Below are 12831 nucleotides of genomic sequence, written 5' to 3' on the forward strand. Positions count from 1 at the left end.
ACCGCAACGCGCGGTTTCGGATCCGGATCGCTCTCTGGATGCTTACGGTGCTGAAATCGGCTCAGCGGAGACGTTCAAAAAAGCTATATATTTTGGCTAGTTAGCAAGTTCCAAAGCGCTTCCTACGACGTGCGTGTCGAGCAGAATCATCACCGCCCCTCAGTCGAACCGAGGGGGCTCGCGGATGGGTTCGCGCGACGGCAACTCGAGGTCGACGCCGCCGGACGGTCCGAAGTGGGCGCGGGCAATGCTGGCCAGATTTCGCGAGTTCGGCTTGCGCCCAACGGCCTCGCGCAGAATCAGCCGCGCCTCTTCTTCCATTGATCGACCGTGGCTCGCCGCGCGCACGCGGAGGCGGGTCTTCACGTCATCTTCAAGATTGCGAATCGTGATGCTTGCCATGGTTGCGCGTCCCCTGCTTGCAGCTTGTCAAAGCCTATCGGCTGATTGCGTTGCAATCAAGCAGAAGCCGACACGAAACCACACAAGAACTTCAGACGGCGTGGAGCGGGTTGACGGAAAGGGTTACCCCGCCTCCCCGCCCCTGGATTCCCGCTTTCGCGGGAATGACGTTCTGTTACGTAGTTGCCTCAAGAGTTCTGACGCAGCCGCTTCCGCGGGAATGACGGTCAGTGGAGAGTAGTAGGCCTCACGTCCCCATATCCCACGACGACAGGTAGATCTTCTGCTCGCGGGTGAGCTTGTCGATCTGGATGCCCATGGTGCCAAGCTTGATGCCGGCGACCCATTCCTCGAGGGACTGGGGGACGTCGTAGACTTGCGGGGACAGGGTGCCGCGCTGCTGGACGGCCCATTCGGAGGCGAGGGCCTGGGTGGCGAAGCTCATGTCCATGACCGAGGCGGGATGGCCTTCGGCGGCGGCGAGGTTGACGAGACGGCCTTCGCCGATGAGGAAGAGGCGCTTGCCGCCGGGGAGCGTGTAGCAATCGACGTGGTTGCGCACGTCTTTTTGGCACTTCTCCGCCATTTCGCCGAGGGTCTTGATGTCGATCTCGATGTCGAAGTGACCGGAGTTGCAGATGATCGCGCCGTCCCTCATGGAGCGCAGGTGCTCCTGGCGGATGACGTGCATGTCGCCGGTGAGGGTGATGAAGAGGTCGCCGACCTTGGCGGCGTTCTTCATGGGCATCACGTCGAAGCCGTCCATGGAGGCTTCGAGGGCGCGCACGGGGTCCACCTCGGTGACGATGACCTTGGCGCCCATGCCGCGGGCGCGCGAGGCGACGCCGCGGCCGCACCAGCCGTAGCCGGCCACCACCACGCGTTTGCCGGCGAGCAGCACGTCGGTGGCGCGGATGATGCCGTCGATGGTGGACTGGCCGGTGCCGTAGCGGTTGTCGAACAGGTGCTTGGTGGCGGCGTCGTTGACCGCGATGACGGGGATCTTGAGTGCTCCGTCGGCCTCCAGCGCGCGCAGCCGAATGACTCCGGTGGTGGTCTCCTCCATGGACGCCAGCATGTCGGGCACGAGGCTGTCGTATTCCTGGTGCAGCATGGACACGAGGTCGGCGCCGTCGTCCATGGTGATGACCGGACCGTGGTCGAGGGCGGCCCTCAGATGGCGGTAGTAGGTGTCGTGGTCCTCGCCGCGGATGGAGTACACGGACAGGTTCTCGTGCTTCACCAGCGCGGCGGCCACGTCATCCTGTGTCGACAAGGGATTCGACGCGCACAGGACGACGTCGGCGCCGCCCGCCTTGAGCGTCCGCACCAGGTTGGCGGTTTCCGCGGTCACGTGCAGGCATGCGGAGAAGCGCAGGCCCTTGAACGGCTTCTCCTTCTCGAAGCGCGCGCGCACGTCCCGCAGCACGGGCATTTCCTGATCGGCCCAAAGGACTCGTTTCCAGCCGTCCGCGGCCAGGCTCGGGTCCGCGATGTCGCATTTCACTTTTGCCATGATGATCTCCGTCGGCACGCTGAACACTCAGGGGCGGTTTCTGAAACGCCCCCGAGGCGTGCATGGTTGGCCACGGAGAGACGACCCGCGGTCGCCCCTCCGGGTCGCCGCTCGCGGGCGACGACAAGATGTTTCGGCGTAGGTTCGGAAGGCCTGCCTATGGGACAGGACACTAACCCTTGATCGCGCCGCTCAGCCGCGCCGCCCGGTCCGCCCGCTCCCAGGTGAAGAAGCCGTCTTCAGGCTTGCGCCCGAAGTGGCCGTAGGCGGCGGACTTCTGGTAGATGGGCGCGCGCAGATTGAGGGCGTCGATGATGCCCTTGGGGGTGAGCTCGAAGTTCTCGCGCACGAGCTTGACGATCTCGGCGTCCGGGACCACGCCCGTGCCGAACGTGTCGATGGCGATGGACACGGGCTCGGCCACCCCGATGACGTAGGCGAGCTGGATCTCGCAGCGGCGCGCGAGCTTGGCCGCGACGACGTTCTTGGCCACGTAGCGGGCCACGTACGCCGCGCTGCGGTCCACCTTGGAGGGGTCCTTGCCCGAGAAGGCGCCGCCGCCGTGGCGTCCCATGCCGCCGTAGGTGTCCACGATGATCTTGCGGCCGGTGAGGCCGGCATCGGCCTGGGGACCGCCGATCTCGAAGCTGCCGGTGGGGTTGACGAGAAACTCCGTATCCGCGTCGAGGTATTGGGACGGCACGACCGCGCGGATGACGCTGTCGATGATGGTTCCCCGGAGCTTGTCGTAGGGCACCTCGGGCGTGTGCTGGGTGGACACCACCACGTTGGTGACGCGATGGGGCCGGCCGTCGCGGTACTCGACGCTCACCTGGGACTTGGAGTCCGGCCGCAGGAACGGCGCCTCGCCGGATTTGCGGATCTTGGCCAGATAGCCGACGAGCTCGTGGGCGAGTTGGATCGGCAGCGGCATCAACTCGTCGGTCTCGTCACACGCGTAGCCGAACATCATGCCCTGGTCGCCGGCGCCCTGCTCCTTGAAAAGACCCTCGCCCTCGGTAACGCCCTGAGAGATGTTGGGGGACTGGCTTACCAGCCTGACCAGCACCTCGCACGTGTTGCCGTCGAAGCCCTTGGCCGGGTCATCGTAGCCGATGTCGAGGGCGACGCGGCGCGCCAGGCTCTCGTAGTCCACCTTGCCCTTGCTGGTGATCTCGCCGGCGATGACGATCAAATCGTTCTTGACCAGGGTCTCGCATGCCACGCGGCTGTTCGGGTCCAGCGCCAGGTGGGCGTCGAGCACCGCGTCCGAGATCTGGTCGCACATCTTGTCGGGATGGCCCTCCGACACCGATTCCGAGGTGAAGACAAAGTCCTTGTTAGTCATGGATAATGCCTGTTCGACCCTTTCCGTTTCGTCCTGTTCCAGTTCCGCGAAAGACCCGGCTGCGGACGGTTTGCAACCAAGCCACGTCAGTCGCTTTCGCGAAACTTGTCCTCCACGAGTTGCTCGATGGCGAGCATGGCCTCGTGGGCGTCCTCACCGCGGGTTTCGACCCGGATCTTGCTTCCCTTGGCCGCTCCCAGAGTCAGGACGCCCATGATGCTCCGGCCATTGACGACGGTGTCGTCCTTGGAGATCTTGACCTCCGAGGAGAACTGGTTGACGGTCTGCACGAACAACGCCGAGGCGCGCGCGTGCATCCCGAGGCGGTTTTTGATTTCGAGCTTCCTCTTAACGCGGTGCATGGGTCATCTGTCAACGTCCCGGTGCCGCAACTGAATGCGCCATGGGCTCCCATCCAAACGCCGCGCGAACTCGGCGGCGAGCACCACCGACCGATGCCTCCCGCCGGTGCAGCCGAAGGCCACGGTCAGGTTGCTCTTGCCCTCGCGCTCATAGCTGGGCAGCGTGAAATCGAGCAGCGCGCTCATGCGCTCGACGAAAGCGGGGGTCTCCGCCCGGCTCAGAACGAAATCCCTTACTTCCGGCGCCAACCCGCTACGAGTCCCCAACCCATTAACAAAAAACGGGTTGGGAAGAAAACGCACGTCCATGACCATGTCCGCCTCGGCCGGAATCCCGTACTTGTAACCGAAGGACATCAGGAAGACCGACATGCGCCGCCGGCCCCACGCCTGGATGCACGAATCCTCGATGACCTTCTTGAGGTCGTGGACGTTGAGATGGGAGGTGTCGATGACCCGGTCGGCCAGGTCGTGCATGCCGGTCAGGGCCGCGCGCTCCCGCGCGATGCCGTCCTGCACCGACCCGCCCGCCTGGAGCGGATGGGGCCGGCGCGTCTCGTTGAAGCGGCGCAGCAGCAACTCGTCGCTGGCATCCAGGAAAAGCACCTGCACCCGGTGACCGGCCCTGCGGATCCCGTCCAGCACCTCCTGCCAGCCTTCGATGAACTGTCCGCCGCGCAGGTCGATGCCGAAGGCGGCCCGTTCGATGCCTTCACGGTAGCCTTGGCAAAGTTCGATGAACCTGGGGATGAGCGGCACCGGCAGGTTGTCGACGCAGAAGAAGCCGTTGTCCTCCAGCGCGCGCATGGCGACGCTCTTCCCCGACCCCGAAAGGCCGGTGACGACCACGATGTCGAGCGGGCCGGTCAGAGCTCCCTTTCCTTCTCCTCGATGAGCTGCACCACCTCTTGGGGGGTCTGCACGCGCATGAGGTGCTCGCGCAACGAGGCATCCTTCACCAGCCGGGACACCCGCGCCAACGCGCTCAGGTGCTCGGACGTGGACCCCTCGGGCGCCACCAGGAGAAAGAACAGGTGTGTGCGGGTGCCGTCCTGGGCGTCGAAATCGACGCCTTCGCGGCTGCGCGCAAAGGCGATGAACACCCGTTTCAAGCCCGGCAGCTTGCCGTGGGGGATGGCGACCCCTTCGCCGATGGCCGTGCTGCAGATGCGCTCGCGGGCACGCACCACGTCGAGCAAGCGTTGCGAGTCCTCGAACCCGTAGTGGCTCGACACACGCGTCACCATCTCCTCGAGCACGGCATACTTGTCCCGCGCCTCGAGACTCGGAATGACCGCTTCAGGATCCAGAACGTCCGTGATTCGCAAGCCAACCCCCCTTTTCCCCTCGTGACGTGATCAGGACTCCCATTGGACCGCCGCGTCAAGCGGGCTCCGCTCGATGAACATAAGGGTCCCGCCGTCGGGATGACGGCAGGATACCCAACTGCTCGCGATACTTGGCGACCGTCCGGCGCGCGATGTCGATGCCCACTTCCCGCAACGCGCCGGCGATTTCCTGGTCGCTCAACGGCTTGGCCGGATCCTCCGACTCCACCAGCACCCGTATCCGCTCCCGTACCGACTCCGCCGACACCACCACGGAGCTGTCGTTACGCGGTATGCCGCTCTGAAAGAAGTATTTCAACTCGAATACCCCCTGCGGCGTGTGGGCATACTTGTTGGACGTGGCGCGGCTGACCGTGGACGGGTGCATTCCGATCTGCGCCGCGACCTCGCGCAGCACCAAAGGCTTCAGTCGGTCCACGCCATGATCGAGGAACTCGCGCTGGAAGTTGAAGATGCTCTCGCTGACCCGGTACAGGGTTTGCTGGCGCCACTGAATGCTCTTGATCAGCCAGGTGGCCGCGCGGATCTTGCCGTCCAGATACTCCTTGGCCTCGCGCGCCTCCTCGTTCGACGCCCCGGCCAGTCGCCGCACCAGCGGACTCACTCTCAACGGCGGCACTCCATCATCGCTGAGGAGGATGACATACTCACCCTCGACCTTCTGCACCACCACGTCGGGTATGATCGTGTGGACCTCGCCGTCATCATAGTCCCGCGCCGGTTTCGGTTCCAGACAGGCGATGAGATGGGCCGCCTCGACGACGTCCGCGACGCGGACGTCCAGAGCCGCCGCGATGCGCTCGTACTGCTTGCGCTCCAGTTCCCGAAGGTGGCCCGCCACCAGACGCGCCGCCACGCTTTCCCCCAAGCCAGCGTTGTGGAGTTGCACCAGCAGGCACTCGCGCAAGTCGCGGGCGGCGACGCCCACCGGATCGAAGAACTGGATTAGCGCCAGGACCTCCTCCACCTCGCGCGGCGTCGCCCGGGCCAGCGTGCCGACCTCCTCCAGCGACGCATCCAGGTATCCACGTTCGTCCAGGTTGCCGATGATGCACTGGCCGATGCTCTCGCCCGCCGGGTCGAGCCCGGACATGCGGAGCTGCCACAGCAGGTGTTCATGGAGGGTTTCCCGGCGCGTGACGCTGTTCTCGAGGGACGGGTAGTCCTCGTCCTGGCGCACGGCGTCGGACGCGACCATGTCGTGGCGCGAGTTGGAGTGGTTGTCGAGATAGTCCTGCCAATCCGCGATGCGGTCGGTGACCAGCATCTCCTGCGTCGCATCGGGTTCGCGCACGCGGTCCGGGGCGGCATCATCGTCGTCGCGTGCTTCCTCCAGGGCCGGATTCTCCTGCAACTCCTGGGAGATGCGCTGCTGGAGGTCGAGCTGCGAGAGTTGGAGAAGCTTGATGGCCTGTTGCAACTGGGGCGTCATCACCAGTTGCGGCATCATCTTCTGTGAGAGTCTGATTTCCAGTGCCATGCGGACGTTCCGTCAAGTGAGTGGGAGTGAGTTCCTAGAGCCTGAACCCTTCCCCAAGATAGACCTCGCGAGCCCGTTCGCTGGCGGCGATTTCGGCGGGAGTTCCTTCCGCGAGCACCACGCCTTGACTCAGGATGTAGGCGCGGGTGCAGATCTCAAGGGCTTCCCGGACATTGTGATCGGTGATCAAGATGCCGATGCCGGCGTCGGTCAGCCGCCGGATGACGGACTTGATGTCGGCCAGGGCGATAGGATCGACTCCGGTGAAGGGCTCGTCCAACAGCACGAAGAACGGTGACAGGATCAGCGCCCGGGCGATCTCCACGCGCCGCCGCTCGCCGCCGGAAAGAGTATGGGCCTTCTGGTCCGCCAGGTGGACGAGGCCGAAGGTCTGGAGCAGCCGCCGGCTCCGCTCCTCTTCTTCGTCCCGGCCGAGCCTCAAGGTCTCGAGTATGGCCAACAGGTTCTGCTTGACCGTGAGGCCGCGGAACACGGAGGACTCCTGGGGCAGATAGCTGAGGCCGGCCCGCGCGCGGCGATAGATGGGGGCGGCCGTCAGATCGGTCCCATCCAGGCTGACCTTGCCGCGGTCGGCCCGGACCAGGCCGATGAGGATGTGGAACAGGGTGGTCTTGCCCGCTCCATTGGGCCCGAGAAGGCCCACGACCTCGCCGCTGTTGACCTGGAGGGTAACCTGGTCCACCACTTGGCGTCCTCGATACGCCTTTACGATCCCGTCCGCGTTGAGAACGCTCATCGCCCGCGGCCTGTTCAGTTCACTGATTCAACTGCCCCGGAAAGATCACCGCCTTCACACGTCCTTCGCTGTTCTCCACGACGCTGCGGTCCTCGTTGACGTAGATGGTGATGCGGCTCCCCGAGATGCTGCTGTTGCCGTCGCGCACGACCGTGTTGCCGGACACCGTGATGGTCTCGTCCACCCCGTCGAACACGGCCTTGTCGCCAATCATCACGCGTCCCCCGTGGCTCACCTTCACCTTCCCCTCCGCCACCACGCTGGTCAACACGCCGCCCTTGGCGTCATAGCGCGCCATGAGGACGTCGCTCGCGATCTTGACGCCGTCCCGCACGACCAACACGTTGCCCTTGTAGACGATGGTGCTCTGCTTGCGCTGGAACTCCATGCGGTCGGCGGTGATCTCGACGGGCGTGTCCTTATCGGCGAACAGACCGGCGGCGGCCGTTCCGCGGCTACGGGCCACGTCCTCGGAGGCTCTCGCCACCGGACCGGCGGCGTGCAGGAGCAGCATGACCGCCAGACCCAGCATGCAGCGGAATCCGTCGCTTGTCCTTGGTTGTCTCATCGACCCGCGCCCCTTCCCCGGGCCAGCCGCCGGACCACTTCGGCGTGGCCCACGCGCCCCGATTGAATGGTGGTTCGTACGGCCCTCCGAAGCTCGATGGTCTCGTCCACGAGCGAGTAGGTCATGTTCTCGCCCTCGAAATCCACGCCGTCCACGGTGGCCGTCACCTTGCCCGGGCAAACCACGCGGTTCTCGGCATGAAGGTAGATGAGCTTCTCGGTGAGGAATCGCACACCCTGGTAGGTGATGTCCACTGCGCCGTCCAGTTCCGCCCGTTGCAATTGGCCGTCGGGCAGGAAAACGTTCCCCTGCCGGCCGGTGGCCTTGAGGATCCGGCCATCCTCCCGGTAGAAGACCAGCGCCGGTTTCCTGATCAAGGCCCTCTCTTCGGACTTGAAATAGGTCGCCTCGACCCCTTTCACCTCCCAGGCCTTGCGCCCGTCTTCGATCCGGCTGCGGCGAAAGTTCTTGACCTGCAAGGCCGCCCCCGGGGTGAACTGCAATAACGCCCGGGGGTCGCGGAGCGCCTGTTCCCGCAGGTGCCGCGTCACCTCGACGCCGACGAAGATCACCCCGGCGGCCGCAACCAGCAACAGCCACAACCGTTTCGACCGCATGCATCACCTTCCGGGGACGAGACAGGACATCAGTTTCGGGATACCAACTCGTCCCGCGTGTGTAAAGCCGCGGGCATGAATATTGCGTCGAGAATTCCGCGCACGCCGGATTCAGCGGTCGTACTGCTTCAACAAAGCGTCCCACCTTCCGGTAAGGTGCAACAGCAACTCCGCCACCTCGCGCACCGCGCCGTGGCCGCCGGGCCGGAGCGTGACGTAATGGGCGTGCGCCTTCAAGCCTTCCCAGGCGTCCTTCACCGCCACCGCGAAGGCTACCCTTCGCAGCACGGGCAGGTCCTGCATGTCGTCGCCCACATAGGCGATCTCGGCGTCGGCGAGGCCGGTCTCCGCCTTGACCCGTTGATAGCCGGCGAGCTTGTCGGCAACGTTCTGGTAGACGAGTCCGATGGACAGGCGCTTGGCTCGCACCGCCACGGCGCGCGAGGCGCGCCCGGTGAGCAGCCCGACGCGGAACCCCGCATCCTGGAGCAGCTTGATGCCGTGACCGTCCTGGACGTCGAAGCGGGTGACCTCCTCGCCCCGTTCGTCGATGACGATACCGCCGTCGGTCAGCACGCCGTCGACGTCGAGCAACAGCAGCTTGACGTCCCGGACCTTGGCGCGCAGCGCGTCGACTCCGGGCGGCGCCGGAGCGTCAGACGAGACCGGCCTTGAGGAGGTCATGGAGGTGGAGTATCCCTTGGGGCTTGGCCGAGTCCTCGGACTCGATGAACAGAGAGGTGATGGAGAACCTCTCCATCAGCGCCACGCCCTCGGCGGCGAGCGCGTCGGCGGCGATGGTCTTGGGGTCCCGGGTCATGATCTCCGATGCCCGGCGTTCCAGCATATCGCCCGTGCCGTCGCTCCGGGCAAGACAGCGGCGCAGGTCTCCGTCGGTGATGACCCCCACCAGCGCCTGCTCCCGGTTCAACACGCCGGTCACTCCGAGCCGCTTGGACGTGATCTCCAGGAGGATGTCCCTGAGCGGCGTGTCCTCGAACACCAGCGGGACGTCGTCGCCGGAGTGCATGAGGTCGCCCGTGCGCAGCAGCAGCCGGCGGCCCAGAGCGCCGCCCGGATGCCGCAGCAGGAAGTCCTCCTCCTTGAACTCCCGGCGCTCCAGCAGCACCACGGCGAGAGCGTCGCCCATGGCCAGGGCCGCGGTGGTGCTGGCGGTGGGCGAGAGACCCAGGGGACAGGCCTCCTCGGGGACCCCGACGTCCAGCACCACGTCCGCCGAACGGGCCAGACTCGATTGCGCATTGCCGGTCATGGCGATGAGCTTGAGGTCCCAGCGCTTGATCAGCGGCAGCATCCGCAGGACCTCCTCGGACTCGCCGCTGTTGGACACGGCCAGCACCACGTCGTCGCGCATGATCATGCCCAGGTCGCCGTGGCTCGCCTCGGCCGCGTGCAGGAAGAACGCCGGCGTCCCGGTGCTCGCCAGCGTGGCCGCGATCTTGTGGCAGATGAGACCCGACTTGCCCACGCCGGTGACGATGACCTTGCCGGTGCAGTGGTGCAGGAGTTCCACCGCGTGCGGAAACGTCTCGCCGATCCGATCCCGGGCCGCGGCGATGCCGCCGATCTCGACGTCCAACACCTCGCGGGCCTTGCGCACTGCGTCTCCCGACCTGCCCATGTCACCCGCTCCCCTGCGCCTTGACCCGGCTGTCGATATCCTTCACCGCGCCCAGCAACGCTTCGAGGCCGGCCAGGGGAAAGGACGTGGGACCGTCACTCAGAGCCCGGTCCGGGTCCTCGTGGACCTCCATGAACAGCGCGTCCACGCCCACGGCCGCGCCCGCCCGCGCCAACGGCGCGATGAACTGCCGGTCACCGCCCGAGGCCTGGCCCAGGCCACCGGGGAGCTGCAGGCTATGGGTCGCGTCGAATACCACCGGGAAACCCGACTCCCGCATGATCACCAGCGAGCGCATGTCCGACACCAGGTTGTTGTAGCCGAAGGAAACGCCGCGCTCGGTCAGCAGCACGTTGGTGTTGCCCACCGCCACGATCTTCGCCACCACGTTGCGGATGTCCCAGGGTGCCAGGAACTGCCCCTTCTTCACGTTCACGACCTTGGCGGCGCGCGCCACGCCGACGACGAAGTCCGTCTGCCGGCACAGGAAGGCGGGGATCTGAACGATGTCCGCCACCTCGCATACCGGGCCGATCTGGTCGGGCTCGTGCACGTCCGTGAGCACGGGGACGCCGATCTCGCGGCGCACGTCCTGCAGGATGCGCAGGCCCTCGTCGAGGCCCGGGCCGCGAAAGGACTCCAGCGACGTGCGGTTGGCCTTGTCGTAGGACGACTTGTAGACGAAGGGGATGTCGAGGCGCCGGGTAAGATCGCTCAGGAACGTGGCGTGCCGCAACGCCGAGTCACGGTTCTCGATGACGCACGAGCCCGCGATCAGCGAAAGCGGCCGACCTCCTCCGACGCGGATGTCCCCGATATGGACCTCGCTGGTGCTCATGATCTCGTGGCGTCCGCGACGATGCGCATGCGCGGGACTTCCTTCACCGAACCGCGGTGCTGCACGGCGGCGCGGATGAAGCCCTTGAACAGCGGATGGCACTCGGTCGGGCGGGACTTGAACTCGGGATGGAACTGGCAGCCGACGAACCAGGGGTGGTCCGCCAACTCCACCACCTCCACCAGCTTGCCGTCGGGCGACAGTCCGCTGATGCGCAGTCCCTTCTCCGCCATCGTCTCCCGGTACCCGTTGTTGAACTCGTAGCGGTGCCGGTGGCGCTCGGAGATCTTCTTCTTCCGGTACATCCTGGCCGAGAGCGAGTCGGACGCGAGCACGCACGGGTACGCCCCGAGGCGCATGGTGCCGCCCATCTGGTCGACCTCCTTCTGTTCGTCCATCAGGTCAATCACCGGGTGTTTCGTCTTGGCGTCCATCTCCACCGAGTTGGCGCCCTTGAGGGAACAGACGTGGCGCGCGAACTCGGCCACGGCGATCTGCATCCCCAGGCAGATACCGAAGAACGGCACCTTGTTCTCGCGCGCGTAGCGCACCGCGCGGACCTTGCCCTCGGTGCCGCGGTCGCCGAACCCGCCGGGAATCAGGACGCCGTTGACGCCGTCCAGGAGCTTGTGGACGTCGCGCTTCTCCATCTTCTCCGCCTCGATGCACTCCAGCTCGACGTGCACACCGTTGGCGATGCCGCCGTGCACCAGGGCCTCCATCAGGCTCTTGTACGACTCCTTGAGCTGCATGTACTTGCCCACCACGGCGATGCGCACCGATTCCCTGGAGCTCTTGAGGATGTGCACCGTGTTCTGCCACTTGCGCAGGTTGGGCGTGCCGGTCCACATCCGCAGCCGTTCCACGATGCGGTCGTCCAGGCCCTCCTGGTGCAGCACCAACGGCACTTCGTAGATCCACTCCACGTCCTTGGCGGTGATCACCGAGTCCTCGTCCACGTTGCAGAAGCTGGCGATCTTGGCCTTGAGGGAGCGACTCAGGAGGCGGTCCGTGCGGCACAGGAGGAAGTCCGGCTGGATGCCGAGACCGGTAAGCTCCTTGACGCTGTGCTGCGTGGGCTTGGTCTTCAACTCGCCGCCGGCGGCGATGTACGGGACGTAGGTGAGGTGGACGTAGATGACGTTGTGGCGCCCGCGGTCGCGGCCGAACTGGCGGATGGCCTCCAGGAACGGCAGCCCCTCGATGTCGCCCACGGTGCCGCCCACCTCGCAGATGGCGATGTCGTAGTTCTCCGCCGCGGCCTCGATGCGCCGCTTGATCTCGTCGGTGATGTGGGGAATCACCTGGACCGTGCCGCCAAGATAGTCTCCGCGCCGCTCCTTGCTGATGACGGTGTCGTATACCTGGCCGGTGGTGAAGTTGTTCGCCCGTCCGGTGGTCGACGAGACGTAGCGCTCGTAGTGTCCCAGATCGAGGTCCGTTTCGGCGCCGTCGTCGGTCACGAAAACCTCGCCGTGCTGGTACGGGCTCATGGTCCCCGGATCGACGTTGATGTACGGATCCATCTTCAGAAGCGTCACCTTCAGACCGCGGCTTTCCAGGAGCGCGCCGATGGAAGCCGCCGCCAGCCCCTTTCCTAGCGACGACATCACCCCGCCGGTCACGAAGATGAACTTCTGTGGCAAGTTAGCCATGGCAACTCTCCGCGTGGACGCTAGTGTGGTGTCCGGTCAATTCGCACAATAATCTGCGGGTCTTTTCTGCGTTGAGTGGTTGTTTTTGATTTGTTTATCAATAGGTTGGGAGTATTCTGATTTGAGCCGTAATCGATATGTAACCCCATTCAATCAAGACCCAGTGTTTGCAAGCGTGCTCAAGTCAGTTTGGTGCCTCGGAGAAAGTCACCGTAGCGCCCCGCCGGGCCGGGGTCAATTGCCGGTTTCGTGTCCAGCTGATGCCGGAGGGTTCGACCGGGGGGACGGTCGGGAAAA

At 65.3% G+C, this 12831-nt stretch carries 14 protein-coding genes; all 14 read right to left on the reverse strand.

The window, feature by feature from the left end:
• Positions 1-159: 159 nt before the first annotated feature.
• Positions 160-402, reverse strand: coding sequence for a plasmid stabilization protein (locus OXF11_19285; protein ID MCY4489241.1), 243 nt, complete (start codon positions 400-402; stop codon positions 160-162).
• A 247-nt stretch (positions 403-649) separates the two neighbouring features.
• On the reverse strand, positions 650-1909 hold the full coding sequence (ahcY, locus tag OXF11_19290; protein ID MCY4489242.1) for an adenosylhomocysteinase: 1260 nt from the start codon (positions 1907-1909) through the stop codon (positions 650-652).
• A gap of 181 nt (positions 1910-2090) precedes the next feature.
• On the reverse strand, positions 2091-3266 hold the full coding sequence (gene metK / locus OXF11_19295; GenBank protein MCY4489243.1) for a methionine adenosyltransferase: 1176 nt from the start codon (positions 3264-3266) through the stop codon (positions 2091-2093).
• Between the two features lie 86 nt (positions 3267-3352).
• Complete coding sequence (locus tag OXF11_19300) at positions 3353-3628, reverse strand: HPr family phosphocarrier protein (GenBank protein ID MCY4489244.1); 276 nt, start codon at positions 3626-3628, stop codon at positions 3353-3355.
• 3 nt (positions 3629-3631) lie between these two features.
• A complete protein-coding gene (rapZ, locus tag OXF11_19305) occupies positions 3632-4498 on the reverse strand; it encodes an RNase adapter RapZ (protein ID MCY4489245.1) in 867 nt (288 codons plus the stop codon).
• Entirely contained in the window at positions 4495-4956 is a 462-nt protein-coding gene (locus OXF11_19310; protein ID MCY4489246.1) for a PTS sugar transporter subunit IIA, read from the reverse strand. The genes rapZ and OXF11_19310 overlap by 4 nt, the downstream gene beginning before the upstream one ends.
• 55 nt (positions 4957-5011) lie before the next feature.
• Positions 5012-6457 carry an RNA polymerase factor sigma-54 gene (rpoN, locus tag OXF11_19315; protein MCY4489247.1) on the reverse strand — a complete coding sequence of 482 codons (1446 nt, stop codon included), beginning with the start codon at positions 6455-6457 and terminating at the stop codon, positions 5012-5014.
• Between the two features lie 34 nt (positions 6458-6491).
• Positions 6492-7214 (reverse strand): LPS export ABC transporter ATP-binding protein, encoded by a 723-nt coding sequence (lptB, locus tag OXF11_19320; GenBank protein ID MCY4489248.1) that lies wholly within the window; start codon positions 7212-7214, stop codon positions 6492-6494.
• 19 nt (positions 7215-7233) lie between these two features.
• The gene (locus OXF11_19325) at positions 7234-7782 is read right to left on the reverse strand and encodes a hypothetical protein (GenBank protein MCY4489249.1); all 549 of its coding nucleotides are present in this window, start codon (positions 7780-7782) and stop codon (positions 7234-7236) included.
• Positions 7779-8399 carry an LPS export ABC transporter periplasmic protein LptC gene (lptC, locus tag OXF11_19330; GenBank protein ID MCY4489250.1) on the reverse strand — a complete coding sequence of 207 codons (621 nt, stop codon included), beginning with the start codon at positions 8397-8399 and terminating at the stop codon, positions 7779-7781. The genes OXF11_19325 and lptC overlap by 4 nt, the downstream gene beginning before the upstream one ends.
• A gap of 111 nt (positions 8400-8510) precedes the next feature.
• Complete coding sequence (locus tag OXF11_19335; protein MCY4489251.1) at positions 8511-9083, reverse strand: HAD hydrolase family protein; 573 nt, start codon at positions 9081-9083, stop codon at positions 8511-8513.
• Entirely contained in the window at positions 9055-10041 is a 987-nt protein-coding gene (locus OXF11_19340) for a KpsF/GutQ family sugar-phosphate isomerase (protein MCY4489252.1), read from the reverse strand. Before OXF11_19340 ends, OXF11_19335 begins: the two co-directional genes overlap by 29 nt.
• A gap of 1 nt (position 10042) precedes the next feature.
• On the reverse strand, positions 10043-10879 hold the full coding sequence (gene kdsA, locus OXF11_19345; GenBank protein ID MCY4489253.1) for a 3-deoxy-8-phosphooctulonate synthase: 837 nt from the start codon (positions 10877-10879) through the stop codon (positions 10043-10045).
• Positions 10876-12525 carry a CTP synthase gene (locus OXF11_19350; GenBank protein MCY4489254.1) on the reverse strand — a complete coding sequence of 550 codons (1650 nt, stop codon included), beginning with the start codon at positions 12523-12525 and terminating at the stop codon, positions 10876-10878. Before OXF11_19350 ends, kdsA begins: the two co-directional genes overlap by 4 nt.
• Between the last annotated feature and the right edge of the window lie 306 nt (positions 12526-12831).

The sequence above is a fragment of the Deltaproteobacteria bacterium genome (assembly GCA_026712905.1).
In the GTDB taxonomy this organism is placed as follows: domain Bacteria; phylum Desulfobacterota; class Binatia; order UBA9968; family JAJDTQ01; genus JAJDTQ01.

Bases quoted from the DNA above. Each gene is read 5' to 3' on its own strand.
- OXF11_19285 (MCY4489241.1), bottom strand. From the start codon at position 402: ATGGCAAGCATCACGATTCGCAATCTTGAAGATGACGTGAAGACCCGC.
- metK (MCY4489243.1), bottom strand. From the start codon at position 3,266: ATGACTAACAAGGACTTTGTCTTCACCTCGGAATCGGTGTCGGAGGGC.
- OXF11_19300 (MCY4489244.1), bottom strand. From the start codon at position 3,628: ATGCACCGCGTTAAGAGGAAGCTCGAAATCAAAAACCGCCTCGGGATG.
- rpoN (MCY4489247.1), bottom strand. From the start codon at position 6,457: ATGGCACTGGAAATCAGACTCTCACAGAAGATGATGCCGCAACTGGTG.
- lptB (MCY4489248.1), bottom strand. From the start codon at position 7,214: ATGAGCGTTCTCAACGCGGACGGGATCGTAAAGGCGTATCGAGGACGC.
- OXF11_19325 (MCY4489249.1), bottom strand. From the start codon at position 7,782: ATGAGACAACCAAGGACAAGCGACGGATTCCGCTGCATGCTGGGTCTG.
- lptC (MCY4489250.1), bottom strand. From the start codon at position 8,399: ATGCGGTCGAAACGGTTGTGGCTGTTGCTGGTTGCGGCCGCCGGGGTG.
- OXF11_19335 (MCY4489251.1), bottom strand. From the start codon at position 9,083: ATGACCTCCTCAAGGCCGGTCTCGTCTGACGCTCCGGCGCCGCCCGGA.
- OXF11_19340 (MCY4489252.1), bottom strand. From the start codon at position 10,041: ATGGGCAGGTCGGGAGACGCAGTGCGCAAGGCCCGCGAGGTGTTGGAC.
- kdsA (MCY4489253.1), bottom strand. From the start codon at position 10,879: ATGAGCACCAGCGAGGTCCATATCGGGGACATCCGCGTCGGAGGAGGT.